We start from the raw sequence: 23,401 nt of genomic DNA, 5'->3' as shown, positions 1-23,401 counted from the left end.
TAAACTTATAGAAATTAATAATATTAATATTATCAAGTCAAAGAGTTATATAGCTCTTTACCTTTTTCATTAAATGTATTTACATGTTTATTTTTGATATTCCAATTGATTGACTTCGCATAATACATTACATCACATTCATAAGGACTACCAGGCAATAGAGCAAGTAGTTCTTCTATAGGATTTAAATCATCTAAGTACAAATACTCCCACTCGTCCTCTAAATCCACATAATATTCAAAGGAATGAGCATCACTGTATTCAACTTTTTCTGGCAAATTTCGATCTAATAATGTAAACACATTTGTGTATATGAGTTTTAATTCATCTGTAAATGAGCCTTTCATATAGAAGTCATTAGTTAAAAAGGCTTTCATCACTAGTAATTCTTCACACCATGTTAAAAGTGGTACTACTTCTACATCATAGATATTAAGAATTCTTTGGTCATGGTCTTCTAATGCTTCTTCTAGATTACGTTTTACTTTTTCTTCAGCTTCATCTCTTGAGCCACTTTCAGAGGAGACAAAAATTTTCATCCATGCAGCACATTCGGATGCTTCTCGAGTAATTTCAATTTCACGAAGTTTTAGCTCCTCGTTAATAACAGCAATGTAAGTTGCTATATCTCCCCAGATATCAATGACCCAATCTTTGAAAGTTTCCTTATTGGTAAAAGCATCATTAATTTCCTTACGATATTTCTTTAAGCCTTTTACCTCCCATTCAGCATGTAAACGATCATATCGTTCACCAAAATCTTCATCTTCAATAGGTTCTTCCATAAGTGCATTTAAGATTTCTTCTTTAATGTCTTTTGCTGTAATTACATGTTGTTGTAAAGTTTCCATAATGATCTCCTTTATATAATATAAACAAAACAAATTCATATGTTCTTTGATGATTGTATTATACAAAGTCAAATGTGTAATTTTTTACACAAAAAAAGCCACCCAACCTAAGTTGAGCGGCTTTCACCATTCTGTTCAGAATTGTATGTAGTTTACATAGTCCCAGTACTACCGATACCACCTGTACGTACGCCTGTTGCGTCGTCATCGTTGGTGATAAGGTATTTAGAGAAGATGCCTTGTGCAACGCGTTCGCCTTTTTCAAGGGTAACAGGTTCGTTGCCAAAGTTTAGGAGGGCGATCATGATATGACCTTCATTCTCCTCATTATTGTAGTAATCGCTGTCAATAATGCCTGTGCTATTCACAAGAGCTAGTTTGCGTTTGATAGCCATGCTAGAACGGATGTGGATAGCAAGGTATTCGTCGTATGCCATGAAAGCCTTAAGACCTGTTGGCACGAGAACTACTTGATTTGGTTCTAATGTAACAGCTTCAGCGCATTCAATATCATAGCCTGCGCTTTCTGTGGTTTTACGTGTTGGTAAATTGATATTTTGTTCTTCAAAAGCAGAAACTACTTCAAAGCCACGAATATCCATGTAACACCTCTTATTTCAAACAATCTTTACGGGACAAGTTAATACGGCCTTGTTTATCAATTTCGATAACCTTAACCATAATTTCGTCGCCTACATTTACAACGTCTTCTACATTTTCAACGCGTTCTTTTGCAAGTTTGGAAATGTGTACAAGACCTTCTTTACCTGGTAATACTTCTACGAAAGCACCAAATGCCATCAAGCGAGTTACTTTACCAAGATATACTTCACCTACTTCAACCTCTTTAGTAAGGTTTTCGATGATTTGTTGCGCTTTTGCAGCACCTTCTTGGTCTACAGAAGCGATAAATACAGTACCATCATCTTCGATGTCAATTTTTGCACCTGTTTCGTCAATGATGCTACGGATTACTTTACCGCCAGAACCAATTACGTCACGAATCTTATCTGGATCGATTTTCATTGTAATGATGCGTGGAGCGTATTGGGACATTTGTTTACGAGGTTCAGCAATGGTATCTAACATAATGCCCATGATATGCATGCGACCTTTATGAGCTTGTTCCAATGCTTCATGAAGAATTTCACGAGACAAACCAGAAATTTTAATATCCATTTGGATGGCAGTTACACCCTTAGCTGTACCAGCCACCTTGAAGTCCATATCGCCAAGAGCATCTTCCATACCTTGAATATCTGTTAAGATTGTGTAGTGTTCACCTTGTGTTACAAGACCCATAGCAATACCAGCTACAGGAGCTTTAATAGGCACACCAGCATCCATCAAGGACAATGTAGAACCACATACGGAAGCCATGGAGCTAGAACCATTAGATTCTAATACTTCAGATACTAAACGCAATGCATATGGGAATTCATCTTCGCTAGGAATGACAGGTACCAATGCGCGTTCAGCTAAAGCACCATGACCGATTTCACGACGTCCAGGACCACGAGAGGAACGAGTTTCCCCTACGGAGAAGGATGGGAAATTGTAGTGGTGAATATAGCGTTTTTCTGTTTCTAAACCGATGCCATCAATTGTTTGTTTTTCAGACAATGGCGCTACAGTAGCTACGTTCAATACTTGCGTTTGACCACGTGTGAATAGACCGGAGCCATGTGTACGAGGCAATACGCCTGTACGACAAGAGATTGGACGAACTTCATCAAGTTTACGGCCATCTGGACGGATTTTTTCAACAGTGATCATATGACGAACGATTTCCTTCGTCATCGCATCAAATGCTTTATTTACATCAGCTAAGTTATCTGGGTAGATGTCTGCGAAATGTGCTAATACGTCTTCACGTACTTCAGTTTCTTGTGCATCCCGTTGTTGTTTATCTGCACAACGAACGGCTGCGTCAAGTTTATCGTGACCATATGCGCGAACTGCATCAGCGATTTCAGCAGGTACATCTTTGCTTTCAAATACGCGTTTTTCCTTGCCTACTTTAGCTTTTACATCTTCTTGGAATGCAACGATTTTCTTAATTTCTTCGTGAGCAGTCATAATAACTTCAAGAATTGTTTCTTCTGGAACTTCTTGCGCGCCACCTTCAACCATGAGGATAGCATCTTTAGTACCAGCTACTACAATATTAAGATCAGTTTCTTCTAATTGTGCTTTTGTTGGGTTAACGACAAATTCACCATTTACACGACCCATGCGAACGCCAGCAATTGGGCCAGCCCATGGAATATCGGAAATAGATAATGCTGCAGATGCACCAATCATACCACAGATAGCAGGATCACAATCTTGATCTACGGACATAACTGTAGCTACAACGTGTACTTCGTTACGTACACCTTTATCAAATAGTGGACGAATAGGACGGTCAATCAAACGGCTATTCAAGATAGCAGATTCAGGTGGACGTGCTTCACGTTTAATAAAGCCACCTGGTAAACGACCAATAGCATACATTTTTTCTTCATAATCTACTGTGAGTGGGAAGAAATCGATATCCTTCGCCTCTTTAGAACCTGTAGCGGTAACGAGTACGCGTGTATCGCCATAACCAACCATTACGGCACCGCCAGCTTGTTTTGCAAGTTCCCCAGTCTCGATCGTAAGCGTACGACCAGCTAGGTCCATTTGGAATTGTTCCATTCCTATTCCTCCTAAAAATCTTCTTATACGTATACCTTATTATTATATATCATCAGTAAAAAATAAGCGAATTATTATAATATACGTTTATTCATTCTATTATGCTATACTTAAAATGTTGCTAACTCCTAATCTGGCAACAGAAAGGAGGTGTTTCTATGGTAGATTATGTTGTTTCCCTTATAATCACTATCATAGGTGGTGTAACTTGCCATTACGTCATCAAGTGGCTAGATAGTAGATTTAAATAGCAACTAGCACAATAAAAAGGACAGAGTTGCCGCTCTGTCCTTTTTTCTGTGTTTCCACAATAGATTATCGGCAGTTGTTTCCCTTTGCCTAAATTCATTATAACACAAGGAAATAAAATAAAAAAGCCGTCCAAATGGACGGCTAATTGTATTATTTACGAAGACCAAGACGTTCGATAAGGGAACGGTAACGTTCGATATCTTTACGACGAAGGTAGTCAAGCATGTTACGGCGTTGACCAACTAATTTCAACAAACCACGACGGGAATGATGGTCTTTTTTGTGTTCTTTCAAGTGTTCAGTTAAGTATGTGATGCGGCTTGTCAAAATCGCAACTTGTACTTCTGGAGAACCAGTGTCACCTTCATGAGTAGCGTATTCTTTAATTACTGCTAATTTAGCTTCTGTAGTTAACATTAATGTTACCTCCTAAAAAAATAATAATCCCGATAAGCTTAAGTAACCGTTGGAGATTCGAATACTTCGCTTACGATATGTCTTATGACTTAGTTAAGTATACAGTATAATCCCCATAGTGTAAAGGTTTTCATGAAAAAAGAGAGGATAATATCCCCTCTTTTTTAAACTATATTATTTAGGTACTTATTTTGAACCGAGCATCATACGGTCGCTTAAGGCACCTTCGCCAGCTACTTCAAATTTTTGTAACAAATCAGCAACTGTTAATTTTTTCTTTTCTTCCCCTTTTACATCATAGATGATACGACCAGCGTCCATCATGATAAGACGATTACCAAAGCGCAATGCATCACGCATGTTATGAGTAATCATAAGGGTTGTTAGATTATGTTCTGAAACAAGTTTATCTGTTAATTGCAATACATTTTCAGCTGTCTTAGGATCAAGTGCTGCTGTATGTTCGTCCAAAAGTAATAAATCAGGACGAAGCATAGTAGCCATAAGCAATGTAATGGATTGGCGTTGACCACCAGATAATAGGCCCATCCGTGCAGATAGACGGTCTTCAAGGCCTAGACCTAATAGTGCAAGGCGTTCTTTAAAGAATGCTTGTTCGCTATCTTTAAAAGCCCATTTAAGACCTAAGTTTTTACCACGGCGCATCGCAAGAATCAAGTTCTCTTCGATTTGCATATTGCCTGCTGTACCAACCATAGGATCTTGGAATACACGGCCGATGTATTTAGCACGTTTGTATTCTGGCATTTTTGTTACATCAATATTATTGATGGTAATACTGCCTTCATCGACAGGAAATACACCAGCGATGGAGTTTAGCAATGTACTTTTACCAGCACCATTACCACCGATTACGGTACAGAAATCGCCTTCTTCTAAACGAAGGTCGATGCCTTGTAGTGCAGTTTTTTCATTAATTGTGCCCTTAAAGAAGGTCTTTACCATATTTTTTACTTCTAACATAGTGTCCTCCTTAACGAGCTAACCATTTGGCTTTCAATGTAGGCAAAGAAAGCGCGATGGCAACAAGAATAGCAGTGAATAATTTTAAATCGTTTGGTGGCATACCCATGTAGAGTACAGCAGCGATAACGATACGATATACGATGGAACCAAGTACTACAGCAATGAGGCTACGAACAAAGGATTTTGTACCGAATACAACCTCACCGATAATAACGGATGCCAAGCCGATTACGATGGTACCAATACCCATGCCTACGTCGGCAAAGCCTTGGAATTGACCGATAAGCGCACCGGACATACCAACGAAACCGTTGGAAATTAATAGGCCAAGAACGATCATATTATCTGTGTTCACGCCTTGGGCGCGAATCATTTGAGGGTTAACGCCTGTTGCACGTAATGCGGTACCAATTTCAGTACCGAAGAACCAGAACAGTAATAAACATACAACAACAGCTACGATAACACCAACAATGGCAGCAGACCACATATTTGGTGTATGAAGCACGCTACCAATAATTGTATAAATTGTATCCATGCGAAGTAAGGATACGTTGGCTTTCCCCATAATATGAAGGTTAATGGAATATAAAGCAATCATCGTTAAGATACCAGCTAACAATGCAGGAATCTTTAATTTTGTATGGATCCAACCTGTTACGGCACCGGCAGCCATGCCACCTACGCCAGCAATCAAAATAGAAAGAATTGGGTTCATACCAGTTGTAATCAAGATGGCGGAAATGGCCGCCCCCATTGGGAATGTCCCTTCAACAGTCAAGTCGGCCACATCAAGAACGCGGAAGGTAATGAATACACCGACCGCCAACAAGGACCACAAAAGGCCTGTTGTTATGGTGCCTACCACTAAATCTAACATCAAAATCTCCTCTTTTATTTCATATCTTTACGAAGTGCATCAGGAATTGTGATACCTAATTTTTTAGCACGTTCTTCGTTGACAGTCAATTTAATATCCTTTTGTGTTTCGATGGCCATATCGCTAACTTTTGCTTCGCCAGAAAGAACTTTAGCTGCCATCAAACCTGTTTGATAACCTAATTTATAATAATCTACAGAATATGTTGCTACACCACCAGTCATTGTCATACCTTCATCAGCTGCAAATACTGGAATTTTAGCAGCATCTGTAATTTGTGCTAAGTTAGCCATAGCAGATGCTAATACATTATCTGTTGGTGTATAAATAGCTTGTACATCTTGATTTACAAGATTTGTTGCTGCTTGTTGAATATCGTTTACGTTGGAAACGGTAGCTTCTACAACTGTAATACCTTTTGTAGCAGCATAGGCTTTCATTTTTTCAACTTGTAATTGGGAGTTGATTTCAGAGGATGTGTAAATAGCACCAATGCGTTTTACATTTGGCACTAATGCGATGATAAGATCGACCTCTTTTTCAACAGGTGTCATATCGGATGTACCAGTTACATTGCCACCTGGGTGTTCATTGGATTGAACGAGTTTAGCGGTTACATAGTCTGTAATAGCTGTACCTAAGATTGGCATATCATGAGATGCATTTGCCATCGTTTGAGCCGCTGGCGTTGCAATCGCTAGTACTAAATCCTTTTTATCAGATACGAAACGTTGCGCAATACTATTCAAATTAGATTGGTCAGCTTGTGCATTTTGTTGGTCGATTTTAATGTTTTCTCCATCTTTAAAACCTTTAGATGCAAGACCATCTACAAAGCCTTTATTAGCAGCATCAAGGGATGGATGTTCTACTAATTGAATAACGCCAATTTTCTTTTGGTCACTAGTTGTAGTAGTATTGGAACCACAACCAGCTACCATTGCCATAACAGTGATGGCACTAAGTGCCACTGCAATACCTTTTTTCCAGTTCATGTGTAACTCCTTACCAGTTAAGTATTAAATCATAGTTGCTTTGTTCATCAAATCCTCTGGTAAGGTGATGCCCAATTTTTGTAATTTATCTTTATTTACAACTAATTTGAATTCTTTTTGCATTTCAATCGGCATATCTTCGACTTTAGCTTCACCAGTTAAAACCTTAGCCGCCATCAAGCCAGTTTGGTAACCAAGTTTGTAGTAGTCTACAGATAAGGACATAACCGCACCGCCTTTTACGTGGTTATCTTCACCGCCGAATACAGGAATTTTTGCAGGGTCGGTAATCGCTACAAGATTGCTCATAGCAGATGCTACCACATTATCTGTTGGTACATAAATGGCATCAACACGTTGAGATACAAGGTTTTGTGCCGCTTGTTGAATATCGTTTACATTGGAAACAGTAACCTCTTCAACCTTAATGCCCTTTGTCGCTGCGTAAGCTTTCATCTTTTCAACTTGAATTTGAGAATTTACTTCGCTAGAGCTATAAATCGTACCGATCGTTTTAGCATTTGGCAATACTTTTAAAATCAAATCTACTTGTTGTTCTACAGGGTTCATATCAGATGTACCGGATACATTACCACCTGGATGTTCATTAGATTTAACAAGTTTAGCAGCTTCGTAATCAGTAATAGCTGTACCTAAGATTGGAATATCATGAGTTGCATTCGCCATGGATTGAGCCGCTGGCGTAGCAATTGCTAAAATCAAATTTTTACGATCAGATACAAAACGCTGTGCAATACTATTCAAATTAGATTGGTCAGCTTGTGCGTTTTGTTGATCAAAGGTAATTTTATCAGATAAGCCCTTTTCCTTAAGAGCATCAACAAAACCTTTATTTGCCGCATCTAGTGCTGGATGTTCTACGAGTTGTACAACACCAACCTTATACTCTCCATTAGATGTAGTTTCATTTGTGCCACAGCCTGTGAAAGCCATCAATGCTGCCGCCGTGAGCGCGAGGGCAATGCCTTTTTTCAAGTTCATTGGGTCTTCCTTCCTATATTCGAAATAATAATACTTCTATTATAAACAACTTTGTGCACTACATCAATGTATCAGACTAAAGTATTTTACATTTGTCCTTATGTAGAGCACATATTGTATTCTAACAGATTTATTATTTATCTAGAGAAGCTAGCATATCCTCTGTCAATTCATTGGCTGCTAGAATGTATTCTTTTAGTGTCCCCTTATCGAGGGCCACCTTCATTACGGGCACTTCAAATGGGTCAAGGATGACACACATTAAAATTTCTCCCGTTACATAATAGCCCACAACGGCTTCCCCTTCATCTTCATCTAAGGTTTCCCGTTTAACAGTCACACAATATGGTTTCATGACCTCCATAGCAGCTTTAGCTACCTCTTCGCGGGTAGCGATGTATTCTTTTGCCTTTGTTTCAGGAATATCAAAAATATCGACCTTTACAGTCTTAACCTCTGTTGCCTCTCCCTTCGCAGCCTCGATAGCAGCGCCTAATTCCGTTTGTTTCATCCTATACCTCACATAACATGGACTTTCACCAATGGTGAAAGCCCCATCATACTAGATTGTTTCATCATCTGCATTCAAAAATGCTACGTAACAACGTTTTGCTTCATAAATATCGGCCTTAGATGTAACCTCCCATGGTGCATGCATGCTAAGAACAGCAACGCCGCAGTCGATTACATTCATACCATATAAGGCCATGATATACGCAATGGTGCCACCACCGCCAAGGTCAACCTTGCCAAGTTCAGCCGTTTGGTATGTTACGTTATTAGATTCCATTACACGGCGGATAAAGCCCATATATTCTGCATTGGCATCGTTGGAACCGGATTTACCACGAGAACCGGTAAATTTATTAAATACGACGCCCATACCTAGGTAAGAAGCATTTTTCTTTTCAAAAGCAGATGCATACAATGGATCATATCCAGCACTAACATCAGAGGATAGCATACGAGAATTTTCCAATGTACGGCGCACATTTACTGAATTAGGTTTACCCATCAATGTTAAGATTTCTGCTACCGCATTTTCAAAGAAGCGAGATTGCATGCCTGTAGCACCAACGGAACCAATTTCTTCTTTATCTACCAATAAACAGCAAGTCGTACGTTTTACCTTATCAACTTCGAGCATAGCCACCAAGGATGTATAAGCACAGACACGGTCATCTTGGCCGTATGCTAATACCATGGAGCGATCAAAGCCCATATCGCGCGCCTTACCAGCTGGTACAATTTCAAGTTCAGCAGATAATAAATCGCGTTCTACAAATCCATATTCTTTTTCAAGGAGGTTATTAATAAATTTAGTAACCCCTTCTTTTTCTTCATCTTTAACAGGACGACTACCGATGAGAAGATCAAGAGCCTCACCTTCAATCACCTTGGCTGCATTCTTTTGCATTTGTTCTTGTCCTAAGTGAGGCAATAAATCTGTAATGCAGAATACAGGATCAGACTCTTTATCACCAATATTAATGTTGATGCGTGTACCATCTGTTTTTACTACAACCCCATGAATGGCAAGCGGCATAGCTACCCAGTGGTATTTTTTTATACCGCCATAGTAGTGTGTATCCCAAAACACCAAATTGCTATCTTCATATTGAGGGTTTTGTTTTACGTCAATGCGCGGAGAATCGATATGAGCACCAAGGATGTTCATACCGAGGTCTAAATCATCGGTACCGATATTAAATAGCGCAATAGATTTATCCATATGAGTATAGTAAATCTTATCGCCCGCTTTAATTGGCGTGTTAGATTTAATCAAGTTTTTTAAATCAACATAGCCAGCTTTTTTGGCAGCTTCTACAGATTGAATGACACATTCGCGTTCTGTTTTACCATTATCCAAAAATTGACGATACGAGTCACCTAATGACATCACGTCTTGTAATGTTTGTTCGTCATAATTATGCCAAGCATATTTACGTTCCATAATTTCATCCCTTTCTATATAAGCATACAGCACAATATATCGTGTGTTATGCTTTTGATTTTTCTAATAATTCTTTTTGACGGCGTTCATAGTAGAGCCGCTCTTTCTCTCGGTTAATTTCCGATTTTTCTCTATATAGTTTATCGATTTCATCAGTACTATGACTCAATACCTTTGTTACATAAAACTTGGTAATTCCCGACTTAATCGTATATTTTCCTACTTTTAACTGAATGGCAAATGCTCCATGTTTCGGACAAACGCCAATGGCTAAGTGCTTATCCCCTTGTACCCGCTCAGGGCGTGTTGTTTCCAACCGGCTTTGGCAATAGGGACAAAAGGATAGTCGCACCCGTCTATCATAAACGATGCGTTTCTTTTCTTGAAAGTTATCGTACATAAAGAAGGTCAAACCCGGTGGATATAAAAATGGATTTGGCGCCTCTTTCCGTATGGAATCATAATGCAATAATGCTGTTGGCAAATCTAGCTTTTGGCAGATATGTGCTGTAAATATAGCATCGTGAAGTGCATTATGAGCAGATAATTCTTCAGATGATATGTGTAAATCCTCCATCGCATGAGCTACGGAGTACTGTTGTGTCGTGCCATATCGTTGATAGCTGTATAGCATCTGTGCATCCGCCCAAGAATCATAGTCGATACTCTTTAATTTATGGAGCAATAAATTTTCTCGCAATATAAGAATATCGTCAGCGCCCCAAGATAGGAGCATATAATCCTTGCCACACCATTGTTGAAAATGACTGTAGGCCGCCCTAAATGGGACACCGCGATTCAAATCTTGATTAGTGATTCCTGTAAGGGCCTTTACATGCTTATGCATATGTGGTAAATATTTAGGTTTTACATACATTGTGAACGAATCCACAATCTCTAAATTCTCATTGAGCTTAATAGCTCCGATTTGAATGATTTCACCGGTCAACGGCATCCGTGCTCGTTTCATAAAGCTAATGTCGTTGCTATATGGTTGATTCCACTCTAAATCAAAAATAATATAATCCATAACTTACGATTCCTGCAGTAATGTTTCAGCTGCCTTAATCACTTGTTCTTCGGTAATAACAGAAATACCTTTGTACTTGCCTTCTTTAATAACCTGTTTCATGCTTTTACCAATTTCATAATGGTCCATCGACTCAAGTACAATAGATTTTGCTTGGTACGGACCATAGAAAAATGGATTAGACGGTCCATAAAGGGCTACGATAGGAACACCCTGACTAATGGCTACGTGCATAGGTCCAGAATCATTCGTAATCAGCAAGTCACACCATTTCATGGCCGCAGCTAAAGGGCCCAATTTAAAAGCACCTGTAGCCACGATTGGCGACGTCTTCATCTGTTCTACAACAGGTTTTACCATGTCCAAATCCATGGGGCCCCCAAAGAATACAGTTTTATACCCTTTATTGCCAAAATAATCGGCTACATCTGCAAAGCGCTCTGCGGGCCATCGTTTTTCAGGCACTGCACTGCCAATATTAAAACCAATAATCTTATCACGAGGCATAACGCCTTGGCTTTTATAAAAACGGAATACCTCGTCATTCCATTCCTTACTAGTCTCTATATGTAATCCGTGATTAGCTACGTCGGTGACGCCTAATTGCTCTAATACGTTAATGTACATATCAGCAGCATGACGTGTCTTGCGATCAAGACGGGTATATTTCGTCATAAATGGTCTAAATAAGAAATGACTCATCCCTGTCGTTACCTTACCGTGAATTTTCCATGCCAAATATGATGTACGTTCATTAGGATGCAGGTTGATAACGATATCTGGACGACCTTGGTCGTTAATGCGACGAGCGATCTCATTTAACCCTTTAATGCTATTATGACGTCCTTTTTTATCGACCGTAATCAAATCATCGATATAAGGATTGTATTTCATCACATCTTGTAACTTTTCATCAATCACATAGGTGATATGACTATGAGGTGCTGCTTTACGCAACACCTCTAGAAATGGAGTCGTTAATACTACATCGCCTAAATGCATGAGAAAGGTTACGACAATACGTTTGTAATCAAGTTCCATCATAAATCCTTTCTCAACATTTCAGAATACACATCCCATACCGCATCTACTGGAATTTGTGCCATACAGTGGGGATCATCTACTAGTGGCTGTTCAGGTGTAGCCTTAGATGTAGGGGAAATAATAAGATGCACATGACTGCCCCCATATGGGCCCGTTCTATGCGGTGATGTCGTACCAAACAATGCAATTAATGGTTTCTTTAATGCATTGGCAATATGTAAAGGCCCCGTATCAGCGCTGATGAAAATATGGCAGTGACGAATCAACTCGATTAACTCAGCCATGGTCGTTTGACCAACTAAATTAATGAGATTATCGCTCTTCACATAGTTTTCTATAAATTGACCTTTTTCACTATCATCAGACGAACCTGCAATGACCACCTTTTTACCACTTTCACAAAGGCGAATACATAATTCACCAAAATTTAATAACGGCCATTCCTTAACAATCCATCTCGCACCAGGTACAACGACAACATAATCATCGGTTACACCTAGTTCAGACAGCCGGTTGCGAATCTTCCCTTCTGCTGCATGGTCATGAGGCATTGGAAATTCCACGCCATCCACTTCGCCACCTAAGGCACGTACCGTATCGAGATAGCGCTCAATAACGTGATCATATTTATGAGCTCCTACTAGAGCTTTATTAACTAATTGACTGCCTTCGCGAAGTTCCCAATAGCCATATTTCTCAGGAGAACCAGATAGTAGAGATACAATGGCACTTTTGGCGATACATTGTAAATCTAAGGTCATATCGAAATGACGACTATGTAGTTCTTTACGAAGATTCCATAAATAAGACGGCGATTTTAATTGTTTCTTATCGATGACAATTACTTCGTCCACCCAAGGGGTACCTGGCAAGAGGCTCGCAAATTGTTCATGTATAGCCCAGGTAATTTTTGCGTGCGGCAAATTTTGGCGCAATGCATATAATGTTGGCAATGCGTGAATGACATCACCTAAGGAACTCATTTTTATGATGAGTATATTGGAATAGTCCTTCATAATAACCCCTCTATGAACGAAGAATACACACAAATGTGGTTCATCCAAAAATTAGTGTTTTAAAATCTTTTTCATGAAATGTAATAGATTGGGTTCTGTAAACAGATATCCCTTTACCCCTGCGGCCTCAGCAGCATCTACATCACGTTGGCTATCACCGATAAGAAAGCTATGTTCTACATCAACATCAAAATCCTTGATAGCTTGCAAAATCATACCAGGCTTTGGTTTACGACAATTACAATCGACAGCATAGCGTTCTACAGTGCCATCCTTGTGATGTGGGCAATAATAGAAATGCAAGATAGGGGCACCCGCTTTAAATAGTTCATTCCCCATATAATCATGTAGGATTTGTACATCGGTTTCCTTATAATAACCTCGTGCCACACCACTTTGGTTTGTTACGACTATCAGTTCATAACCAGAATCATGGGCTAATTTCAATGCTTCTTTTGCACCATCAACCCACTGTAGATCCGCTATCTTATAGAGATAGGAAACATCCTTGTTGATAACCCCATCTCTATCGAGGAATAACACCTTTCTCATACTACATCCTTTACAATTATCAAAGAATTGACATTAATCTGTCACAACAAATTAACGCAAGTAACCTTCGTTATTATCTAATAATTCACAATATTCTTTTACGGCATCAGCTAATGGTGTAAAGCCTTTATCATAGCCAGCAGCCATCAATTTAGTCGTGTCTGCTTCGGTAAAGCTTTGGTATTTACCAATCAACACTTCTGGGAACGGAATGTATTCAATGCGACCTTTACCATTATAGTCAATAACAGCTTGCATGAATTCATTGAAGCTATGTGCGTGACCTGTACCGCAGTTGAATGTACCAGAAATTTCAGGATGTTCCCAGAAATAGAAGTTTACATTTACCACGTCTTTGACATAGATGAAATCACGTGTTTGACCACCATTTTCATAGCCATCTGTGCCTTCAAACAAATTGATAACGCCTGTTTCTTGGTTTTTATAGAACATTTGGCGTACTAGAGATGCCATTTTATCCTTATGTGCTTCATTAGGACCAAATACATTGAAATAACGCAAACCTACCACTTGCGCTGTATATTCGCCCTCAAATTTACGTACATAGCGGTCAAATAATAGCTTAGAATATGCATACGGATTTAACGCTTCTTCTGCTTCTGGCGTTTCAACAAAGCCATTTGTACCATTGCCATACGTAGATGCAGAGGATGCATAGATAAATGGAATAGCACGATCTTGGCAATAGTGGAATAGATTTTTGGAACCTTCGTAATTGTTCTTCATCATATATTTGCCATTGTATTCCATCGTATCTGCACATGCACCTTCATGGAAAATGACTTCAATAGGACCTACATTGAATGTGCCGTCTGCAATGGCAGCATCAAAATCATCACAGTCAATGTAATCTAAATAATCTAAATTTTGGAGATTGCGAATTTTACGACCATCTGTTAAATCATCAACGATTAAAATATCATTGCGACCGCGTTTGTTTAAGGCTTTCACAATATTGCTACCAATAAAACCGGCACCACCAGTTACAATAATCATAATTTCCCCTCCTTAGCCATCGTGGCTATTTTCTTTACGATATCCGATGTAGAGTATCCTTCTTTAAATGAAAGTACCTCTACTTCATCTACAGATTCTCTACCAACGATATCCTCTTTTTTATAATCGCCGCCCTTAACAAGAATATTAGGGCGTAAGTACGCTAATAATTCGGCAGGTGTATCCTCCTCAAAAAGGACAACACCATCTACACATTGTAAGGCGCTTAATAAGGCTGCTCTATCCTCTTCGGATACGATAGGTCTTGTTTCACCCTTTAAACGTCTAACAGATGCATCAGAGTTAAGTCCAATAATGAGGTGAGCCCCAAGTTGTGCCGCCTCTTGTAAATACGTAATGTGCCCTCGATGCAGAATATCAAAACAACCATTTGTAAATACAACGGTTTCGTCCATGCTTTGCCATTTATCGATTAACGCCTTCATTTCTTCTTTCGTATATAAAGGACTAGATGTTGTCAATTGTCGTACAGAGCGCCATAACTCAATCAACTCTTGGCGATGAATTGGATATGTTCCCACCTTAGATACGACGATGCCAGCAGCGCCATTGGCGATATGTAGGGCTAAACGCATGGATAAGCCACTGGCTAAGCATGAAATCATCATAGCTACGACCGTATCACCAGCGCCACTCACATCGAATACATCCTGTTGTGTTGCTGGATTATGCCAAGTTCTACCATCCTTAGCCACAACGGTAATCCCCTTAGCGGAACGAGTACCAATAATATATTTAATATTAACCTTATTAAGTACTTCCTTAGCTGCCTCAATAACTGAGGTATCATCATTCGAAATCACACGACCTAAGGATTCACCCAATTCTTTTACATTCGGTGTAATACATGTAGCACCATCATATTTGGACCAATCAGCACCCTTAGGATCTACGATGGTCTGTACTTGATACGTGTTCGCCAACTTGAATACATGTTGCAACAATGTCGGTGTGCATACGCCTTTTCCATAATCGGATATGACGATGCCTTGTAATCCACGTTGACAAAGCTCTTCTAGCCAACTGATTAATTGTTCTTCTTCAGCAGCTGTAATAGGTGTAATCGTTTCAAAATCGAGGCGCATCATTTGTTGACGGTCACCTAAAATACGCATTTTAGTAATCGTAGACCGACTTTCATCATGGATGAGACCGGATGTATCAATATGATCAGCGGCCAATAAGTTATCGAGCACTCTACCATGGTCATCGACACCAGCTACGGCCCCTAAATAGACATGGCAATCGAGATTGGCTAAGTTAGACGCTACGTTACCTGCCCCGCCAAGCACTTCTTTCACAGAGGATACGCGATTGACCGGCACAGGAGCCTCTGGTGAAATACGGCTCACATCGCCAAATACATAACGATCCACCATAACATCACCGATAACTGCAATGTTTAGGTTCGGTAATGAATTTGTCAAAAACTCATTCACTGTTTTTGTAATCATAGGTCCCCTTTCAAGAAATCTGTGATTTCTTCCCTATCTCGATTAATAATCTTCTTCAATAAGTTCGCAAATGATATGACCAGCTAAAATGTGCATTTCTTGAATACGCGCCGTAACAGTACTTGGAATAGCTAGTGTAAGATCGCATAATTCTGCCAATTTACCGCCACCTTCACCGGTGAAAGCAATCGTGTGCATACCTGTATTTCGTGCCATTTCCACGGCTTTCACAACATTTTTTGAATTACCCGATGTGGAAATACCGATAAGTACATCCCCAGAACGGCCTAAGCCTTCAACTTGACGCGCAAACACTGCATCATAATCATAATCATTGGCAACAGCTGTCAAAATAGATGTATCTGTGGTAAGCGCAATGGATGCAAGAGAGCGGCGTTCTTTTTTAAAACGTCCAATAAGTTCTGCTGCAAGATGTTGAGAATCCGCAGCGGAACCACCATTACCACAGAATAAAATTTTATTGCCACTATTCAAAGCCACAATACAGCGGTTAGCAATTTCTTGAATAACATCCATCTGATCCATTGTTTTACTAAACACATCAAGATGGTCTGTAAATCGATCCGCAATGATTGGATTTATATCTGTCATTATAAAATCTCCTTTAGTAGGCGATCCGCGTTTTTCCAAAATAGTTTTTCCGTTTGTTCTTCTGAAAGCCCGGCGCCTCGAAATGCATCATACAAACGATGCATATCTGAAATATCCTCAATTTCTGTATTTGGCTTGATACCATCAAAATCAGTGCCTAGAGCGATTACATCTTCACCGCCCTTATTGATAATATACAATCCGTGCTTCACAATATCATCGATGCGACTGATAGGTGAAGTCCCTAAGAAGGATTGAGCAAAGTTCAAACCTATAACGCCACCCTTTTCGCCAATTAAACGAATCAAGTGATCCGGCAAATTACGACGATGAGCTGTCACTTCTCGCGCATTAGAATGAGATGCAATAAAAGGCACATCAAGAATATCACCTAATTGTTCTGTTCCCCCATCATTAAGATGAGAACAATCAACAATCATGCCTAATTCTTGCATCCGTTCTACAAATGCAATGCCTGTTTTAGTCAATTTCTTATGAGAATCTCCAGTATTAGGTTCCCCCAATTCATTAGGATAATTCCAGGTCAATGTAATAAGTCGAACACCATCAGCGTAAGCCTTGTCTAACTTAGCTAAATCGCCTCCAAGGACTCCACCTTCTTCAATGGATAATAAAGCAGCTACTTTATGATTTTCATAACACGCTGTAATATCATCATAAGAACGCACATGACTGATATAGTCGCTATATTTTTGTATCTGACTATCGAACAATTGGCGCATAGATTCATATCTACCATACGAATCGTCTTGTTCTTCTAAGTCTACAAATAATGCAAAATCCTGCAATCGACTATGCCCTTTGATAAGGCGCTCAATATCAATTTTCCAGTTATTAGAAAATAAATCACCATCATGAGGGTGGTCAATTAATTGCATTATCGTATCACAATGTAAATCAATCATATATTCACGCTATTTCTTTGCTTTTTTAGCATCTAATTTTTTTAATGCTTTAAGTTCAGCCATAAAGCTGTCAATATTATCAAACTTACGATATACTGAAGCAAAACGTACATAGGCAACTTGGTCAATATCTTTTAATTGTTGTAATACAAGTTCACCAATACGATCTGTAGAAATCTCTTGATTTACTTCATTGCGAATGTCTCGCTCTACATTATTGACCACTTCTTCCATAACGGACATAGGCACTGTTCGTTTGTCACAAGAACGTAACAAGCCATTTAACAATTTACCACGGTCAAATAATTCACGGCGACCATTCTTCTTTGCTACCATGAGTGGTACTTCTTCGATGATTTCATAAGTAGTAAAGCGGCGTCCACAATTAATACACTCCCGACGACGACGGATACTATTTCCTTCATCTGTCGTTCTTGAGTCTGTTACCTTCGTGTCTGTATGTTGGCAATAAGGACATCTCATTAGCTAATACTCCTTTTCTAATCAGTCAGTAATCATGAAAAAGGCACAATACGCCTATTTTCTTATACCTTATATAGTACCATATTTAGTAGGAAAAGTCCCCCATATAATACAAAGGAGTATTATATGGGGGACTTTTTTATGCACTTACGCGCTAAATCGTATGAAATTAACGTTTAATAGCATCTTCAATGTGTAACAAGCAATCACCGGATTCGATACGGCTGCCTTCACGAACAAGAATTTCTTCAACGATACCACCGATAGGAGCTGTAATTGTTGTTTCCATCTTCATAGCTTCTGTTACGATTAATGGTTCACCTTTAGTTACGGATTGACCTTTCTTAACTAGAATCTTAACAACGGAGCCAGACAACGTAGCACCAATTTCACCAGGGTTGGATTCATTTACTTTACGACGAACAACGCCAGTTGTTTTAGCATGTTTATCATGAACTTTAATAGAACGTGGTTGGCCATTGAATTCAAAGAGAACGATGCGATTACCATCTTCATCAGGATCGGATACACCATTCATCTTGATAATTAATGTTTTACCTTTTTCAATAGTAACTTGAATTTCTTCACCACGTTTCATACCAAAGAAGAATGTTGGTGTATCTAGTACAGATACATTACCAAAGTCTTTAGTAAATTTAGTGTAGTCTTTAAATACTTTAGGATACAAGCAGTATGCACTTACATCTTCATCAGTAGTATTAGCACCCATTTCGTTTAATTCATTACGAACATGTTCGAAATCAGTTGGAGGTAATACAGCACCAGGACGAACAGTAATAGGGCGAGCACCTTTCAAGATGATTTTTTGAAGTTCTTCAGGGAACCCTTGATATGGTGTACCTAGACGACCTTCGAAGAATTCTACTACTGATTGAGGGAAATCAAGAGTATCACCTTTTTCATAGATATCTTTTTCAGTCAAATTATTTTGTACCATGTACAATGTCATATCACCAACGACTTTAGAAGAAGGTGTTACCTTGATGATATCACCAAACATCATATTAACTTGGTGATATACTTTTTTAATGTCTGTCCAACGATCACCAAGTCCAACCATTTTAGCTTGTTGTTGCAAGTTGGAATATTGACCGCCTGGCATTTCATGTTGGTATACTTCTGTATTTGGATATTTTTCAGCTTTATCAACGCCTCTGTAGTAAGGACGAATACTACCGAAGTAATGAGACATTTCTTCCATGTAGTCAATATTCATTTGTGGTTGACGTTCAGTACCAGCTAAAGCGTAATACATAGAATTCATGCTTGGTTGGCTAGTGCCATTAGCAAATGCAGAATATGCTAAGTCAATAACGTCAACACCAGCATCTACAGCACGTCCATAAGAATAAATAGTATTGCCAGAACCTTCATGAGAATGCAAATGAATTGGTACTGTTACAGCATCTTTCAAAGCGGATACTAAGTTGTATGCAGCTTGAGGTTTCAACAAACCAGCCATATCTTTAATAGCAATGATATTGGCACCAGCATTTTGCAATTCTTTAGCCATTTTTACATAGTAATCAAGATTGTATTTAGGACGATTGCTGTCGAGGATATCGCCTGTGTAGCACAATGCAACTTCAGCAATCTTATTTTGATTGCGAACTTCATCAATAGCAACCTTCATATTGTCAAGGCTATTCAAGCTATCAAATACGCGGAATACGTCGATACCATTTTTAGCGGACAATTGAATGAAATTACGAACTACATTATCAGGATAGGATGTATAACCAACGGCATTAGCACCGCGAATCAACATTTGAAGCAATGTATTAGGCACTTCTTTACGGAACATGCGCAAACGTTCCCATGGATCTTCGTGCAAGAAGCGATAGGATACGTCAAATGTTGCACCGCCCCAACATTCTAAGGAGAATAGATTTGGTACACCTTTAGCGGCATCGCCAGCTACGCGTGCCATATCGATGGTACGCAAACGTGTAGCAAATAAGGATTGGTGAGCATCACGCCATGTTGTATCTGTAAAGAATACTTGTTTTTGGTCAGCCAACCATTTACTGAAACCTTCTGGACCTAATTCGTCGAATTTTTGTTTTGTACCAGGTGCAGGAGATACATCTAATTTAGATGGCAATTGCATTGGTTCAAAATCAGGTACCTCTTGAGGGCCTGCACCGGAGTAACCATTGATTGTAGTATCCGCAATGTAGCGAAGCAATTTAGTGCCACGGTCGCGATCTGGTTTTAATTCGAATAATTCAGGATGGTCTTCAATGAAGTTAACTGTGTAGTTACCGCTTTGGAATTCAGGGTTTTCAAGAACGTTAATCAAGAAATGAATGTTTGTTTTAACGCCACGAATACGGAATTCTTTCAAGCAACGAAGCATTTTACGAATAGTTTCTTCGTTGTTAGGACCGAATGCAGTAGCTTTTACCAATAGGGAATCATAATAAGGTGTTACTACAGCGCCTGTGAAAGCATTACCAGAGTCAAGGCGAATACCAAAGCCGCCGGAACTACGATATGCTAAGATTTTACCAGTATCTGGCATAAAGTTGTTCTTAGGATCTTCTGTAGTGATACGACATTGAATTGCAGTACCTTTACAAGGAATTTCATCTTGTTCAGGAATGCCTATTTCTGGGCTGTGCAAATCATAGCCTTCAGCGATACGAATTTGAGAATGAACAATATCGATGTCCGTAATCATTTCTGTTACGGTATGTTCTACTTGGATACGAGGGTTAACTTCGATGAAATAGAAGGAACCATCAGAAGTTACCAAGAATTCAACAGTACCAGCATTAACGTAGCCAACATTTTTCATGATTTTTACGGCTGCATCACATACGGCTTTACGAGTTTCTAATGGCAATGCAAAAGCTGGTGCCATTTCAACAACCTTTTGGTGACGACGTTGTACAGAGCAGTCACGTTCATGTAAATGAACTACATTACCATGTTCATCACCTAAGATTTGTACTTCAATATGTTTAGGTTCAACGATGAGTTTTTCTACGTAAACATCGTCATCACCAAATGCTGCTTTAGCTTCGGATTTAGCGCGGTCATAAGCATCGCGTAAATCTTCTTTGCGGTGAACTTCGCGCATACCACGACCGCCACCACCGTTTACGGCTTTAATCATCAATGGATAGCCGTGAGTTTCAGCAAATTCTTCTAATTGTGCAAAATCACGCAATGCCCCATCAGAACCTGGAATCATTGGAATGTCTGCCAATTTAGCTTGTGTACGAGCATTAACCTTGTCGCCGAACATATTCAAATGTTCTACGTGAGGTCCAATGAAAATGATACCTTCTTCACCGCAACGACGAGCGAACTCTTCGTTTTCGGATAAGAAACCATAGCCAGGATGGATAGCATCAATGTCATGCTCTTTAGCAATGCGGATGATATCTTCAATATCCAAATAGGCATCAACTGGTTTTTTACCTTCCCCAACCAAATATGCTTCATCAGCTTGGTTACGGTGCAAGGACAATGTGTCTTCTTTAGAATAGATAGCTACTGTTTTAATACCCATTTCGTTACATGCACGAAATACGCGGATTGCGATTTCGCCACGATTGGCTACCAAAACGGATTTAATTTTCTTCATAATTGCCTCCTACCGAGTCCTATCGAATGATAGGTTCGTGTGCATTGATATACATTGTATATATGCATATCGAAATACATGTTTTACTTAAACATTTATCACTTTTTTTGATATCCGATTATGAATCAAATATACTTATATTATACAATAATTTTCAGATATTAAAAGCATTAATCATCAATATGGTTATATTTATAAATTATTTAACCTAATATAGAAATTATTCTATTCATTAATTTTTCATATGTATTTTTACATACACCAGATGTTGAATAAGATTATATTTATGTAATTTATTCATCACCCAAGAAATGTTGCATTAAATGATTCAATTGTTCTTGGTCACGAGCCCCCATCGTTTCAACAGCGGAATGCATAGCCAATAATGGTAAGCCAATGTCCATCGTCCGCATTGGTAACATAGCTGATGAAATAGAACCTACAGTTGAGCCGCCTGGAATATCAGAACGATTAACATAAATCTGGTAGGCTACATTAGCTTCCTCACAAAGGCCTTTCACAATGGCAATAGCCTTTGCATCGCCTGCATAAGATTGGCTACAGGCCTGTTTTAATGTAACCCCTCCATTGAGTACCGGGAAATTGGTAATATCATTTTTCTCTGGATAATTTGGATGCAATCCATGGGCTACATCAGATGAAATCATGAAGCCACGAGCCACATCTAAATCCATATCATCACGGCTTAATCCTAAACTGCGATACACACGTTCTAATAAGTTTGGCAATAACATTCCTGCTCCGCCTTGTTTAGTACGGCTACCCACCTCTTCATTGTCGAATAGGATTGCACAGCGAATACCATCAACTTTATTTTTCTTTGCCTCTACAATACCCGCAAGAACACCGAAGCAAGACGTTAAATTATCAAGTCTTGGAGAACTAATGAAATCGAAATCTGTACCAACTAATGCACCTTCTGTTACAGGATAGAGTGTAATTTCATAGGATAAAATTTCAGATGAATCACAATTAATCTCGTCTGCTAAAAATTGATTCCATACCTCTTCCTCAGATTTTGTCGTATCTCCATCTGGTTTCATCATGATGATAGGTAACATTTCTTTTTGGCGATTTAAGGTTACCCCATCATTCACACTACGGTTCATATGAATCGCTAAATTAGGGATAATAGCGATTGGCCGCTTCGTATCAAATAGAACAGAATCAACATCATATGAATTTTCACCCTTTAAGACAACTGTTCCGGCGGCCCCTAAAGGTCGATCTAACCAAGTATTTTGAATTAATCCACCATACATCTCAACATTGAGCTTTGTGTATCCTTTCACATCTGTAATAGGATTTGGCTTGACCCGTATAGCAGGAAAATCTGTGTGAGCCGATGCAATGCGTAAGGAATGACGATAGTCCTCGCCTATGTGAAAGGCAAATAATGTCGTACCAAATACATTAACCACATAATTTCCAGATGTTAGATTCCAAGGTTCTTCTAAGGATAACTCTGTAAATCCTGCATCTAATAATAGTTGCAAACTAGTATCTACCGTATGATACGGAGATGTACATCCTTTGATATATTTTATTAATTGAGGATTATCAAATTTCATATGACCTCCTACTTAATT

At 39.0% G+C, this 23,401-nt stretch carries 21 protein-coding genes; all 21 read right to left on the bottom strand.

Annotated elements, in window-relative coordinates; translation table 11 throughout:
• Window positions 1-32: 32 nt before the first annotated feature.
• The gene (locus VAHSUH02_RS04730) at window positions 33-851 is read right to left on the bottom strand and encodes a hypothetical protein (RefSeq protein ID WP_038148910.1); all 819 of its coding nucleotides are present in this window, start codon (window positions 849-851) and stop codon (window positions 33-35) included.
• Between the two features lie 152 nt (window positions 852-1,003).
• Window positions 1,004-1,453, bottom strand: a complete 450-nt coding sequence (gene dut / locus VAHSUH02_RS04725; protein ID WP_005379026.1) for a dUTP diphosphatase — start codon at window positions 1,451-1,453, stop codon at window positions 1,004-1,006.
• Window positions 1,454-1,463: 10 nt separating this feature from the next.
• Window positions 1,464-3,533 (bottom strand): polyribonucleotide nucleotidyltransferase, encoded by a 2,070-nt coding sequence (locus tag VAHSUH02_RS04720; protein WP_005383864.1) that lies wholly within the window; start codon window positions 3,531-3,533, stop codon window positions 1,464-1,466.
• A gap of 402 nt (window positions 3,534-3,935) precedes the next feature.
• Entirely contained in the window at window positions 3,936-4,202 is a 267-nt protein-coding gene (gene rpsO, locus VAHSUH02_RS04715) for a 30S ribosomal protein S15 (protein WP_005379030.1), read from the bottom strand.
• 186 nt (window positions 4,203-4,388) lie between these two features.
• Window positions 4,389-5,186, bottom strand: a complete 798-nt coding sequence (locus tag VAHSUH02_RS04710; RefSeq protein ID WP_005379071.1) for an ABC transporter ATP-binding protein — start codon at window positions 5,184-5,186, stop codon at window positions 4,389-4,391.
• A gap of 10 nt (window positions 5,187-5,196) precedes the next feature.
• On the bottom strand, window positions 5,197-6,069 hold the full coding sequence (locus VAHSUH02_RS04705) for an ABC transporter permease (RefSeq protein ID WP_005378866.1): 873 nt from the start codon (window positions 6,067-6,069) through the stop codon (window positions 5,197-5,199).
• A gap of 14 nt (window positions 6,070-6,083) precedes the next feature.
• Window positions 6,084-7,064, bottom strand: a complete 981-nt coding sequence (locus tag VAHSUH02_RS04700; protein WP_005383866.1) for an ABC transporter substrate-binding protein — start codon at window positions 7,062-7,064, stop codon at window positions 6,084-6,086.
• Window positions 7,065-7,088: 24 nt separating this feature from the next.
• A complete protein-coding gene (locus VAHSUH02_RS04695; RefSeq protein WP_005378884.1) occupies window positions 7,089-8,066 on the bottom strand; it encodes an ABC transporter substrate-binding protein in 978 nt (325 codons plus the stop codon).
• 133 nt (window positions 8,067-8,199) lie between these two features.
• Complete coding sequence (locus VAHSUH02_RS04690; protein WP_005383868.1) at window positions 8,200-8,577, bottom strand: hypothetical protein; 378 nt, start codon at window positions 8,575-8,577, stop codon at window positions 8,200-8,202.
• 51 nt (window positions 8,578-8,628) lie between these two features.
• Entirely contained in the window at window positions 8,629-10,020 is a 1,392-nt protein-coding gene (locus VAHSUH02_RS04685) for an aminopeptidase (RefSeq protein WP_038148912.1), read from the bottom strand.
• A gap of 46 nt (window positions 10,021-10,066) precedes the next feature.
• The gene (locus VAHSUH02_RS04680; protein ID WP_005383872.1) at window positions 10,067-11,050 is read right to left on the bottom strand and encodes a 3'-5' exonuclease; all 984 of its coding nucleotides are present in this window, start codon (window positions 11,048-11,050) and stop codon (window positions 10,067-10,069) included.
• A gap of 3 nt (window positions 11,051-11,053) precedes the next feature.
• Window positions 11,054-12,091: a glycosyltransferase family 9 protein gene (locus VAHSUH02_RS04675; protein WP_005380800.1), complete on the bottom strand. Its 1,038-nt coding sequence runs from the start codon at window positions 12,089-12,091 to the stop codon at window positions 11,054-11,056.
• Window positions 12,091-13,110 (bottom strand): glycosyltransferase family 9 protein, encoded by a 1,020-nt coding sequence (locus tag VAHSUH02_RS04670; protein WP_005383874.1) that lies wholly within the window; start codon window positions 13,108-13,110, stop codon window positions 12,091-12,093. The genes VAHSUH02_RS04675 and VAHSUH02_RS04670 overlap by 1 nt, the downstream gene beginning before the upstream one ends.
• Before the next feature lie 51 nt (window positions 13,111-13,161).
• Window positions 13,162-13,662 (bottom strand): D-glycero-alpha-D-manno-heptose-1,7-bisphosphate 7-phosphatase, encoded by a 501-nt coding sequence (locus VAHSUH02_RS04665; RefSeq protein ID WP_005383875.1) that lies wholly within the window; start codon window positions 13,660-13,662, stop codon window positions 13,162-13,164.
• A gap of 51 nt (window positions 13,663-13,713) precedes the next feature.
• The gene (gene rfaD, locus VAHSUH02_RS04660; RefSeq protein WP_005383876.1) at window positions 13,714-14,679 is read right to left on the bottom strand and encodes an ADP-glyceromanno-heptose 6-epimerase; all 966 of its coding nucleotides are present in this window, start codon (window positions 14,677-14,679) and stop codon (window positions 13,714-13,716) included.
• The gene (gene rfaE1 / locus VAHSUH02_RS04655; RefSeq protein WP_005383877.1) at window positions 14,676-16,154 is read right to left on the bottom strand and encodes a D-glycero-beta-D-manno-heptose-7-phosphate kinase; all 1,479 of its coding nucleotides are present in this window, start codon (window positions 16,152-16,154) and stop codon (window positions 14,676-14,678) included. The genes rfaD and rfaE1 overlap by 4 nt, the downstream gene beginning before the upstream one ends.
• Window positions 16,155-16,196: 42 nt before the next feature.
• Window positions 16,197-16,766, bottom strand: a complete 570-nt coding sequence (gene gmhA, locus VAHSUH02_RS04650) for a D-sedoheptulose 7-phosphate isomerase (protein ID WP_005381034.1) — start codon at window positions 16,764-16,766, stop codon at window positions 16,197-16,199.
• A complete protein-coding gene (locus tag VAHSUH02_RS04645; protein WP_005383878.1) occupies window positions 16,766-17,692 on the bottom strand; it encodes a dipeptidase in 927 nt (308 codons plus the stop codon). Before VAHSUH02_RS04645 ends, gmhA begins: the two co-directional genes overlap by 1 nt.
• Before the next feature lie 9 nt (window positions 17,693-17,701).
• On the bottom strand, window positions 17,702-18,175 hold the full coding sequence (nrdR, locus tag VAHSUH02_RS04640) for a transcriptional regulator NrdR (RefSeq protein ID WP_005379058.1): 474 nt from the start codon (window positions 18,173-18,175) through the stop codon (window positions 17,702-17,704).
• A 169-nt stretch (window positions 18,176-18,344) separates the two neighbouring features.
• A complete protein-coding gene (locus tag VAHSUH02_RS04635; RefSeq protein WP_005383880.1) occupies window positions 18,345-21,791 on the bottom strand; it encodes a pyruvate carboxylase in 3,447 nt (1,148 codons plus the stop codon).
• Window positions 21,792-22,084: 293 nt separating this feature from the next.
• Window positions 22,085-23,383 carry a M18 family aminopeptidase gene (locus VAHSUH02_RS04630; RefSeq protein WP_005383881.1) on the bottom strand — a complete coding sequence of 433 codons (1,299 nt, stop codon included), beginning with the start codon at window positions 23,381-23,383 and terminating at the stop codon, window positions 22,085-22,087.
• Window positions 23,384-23,401: the final 18 nt, after the last annotated feature.

The organism is Veillonella atypica KON, assembly GCF_002959915.1.
Classification (GTDB): Bacteria; Bacillota; Negativicutes; order Veillonellales; family Veillonellaceae; genus Veillonella; species Veillonella atypica.
Note: the sequence above shows the minus strand (reverse complement) of the source record. Positions and strands in the feature narration are given on the sequence as shown.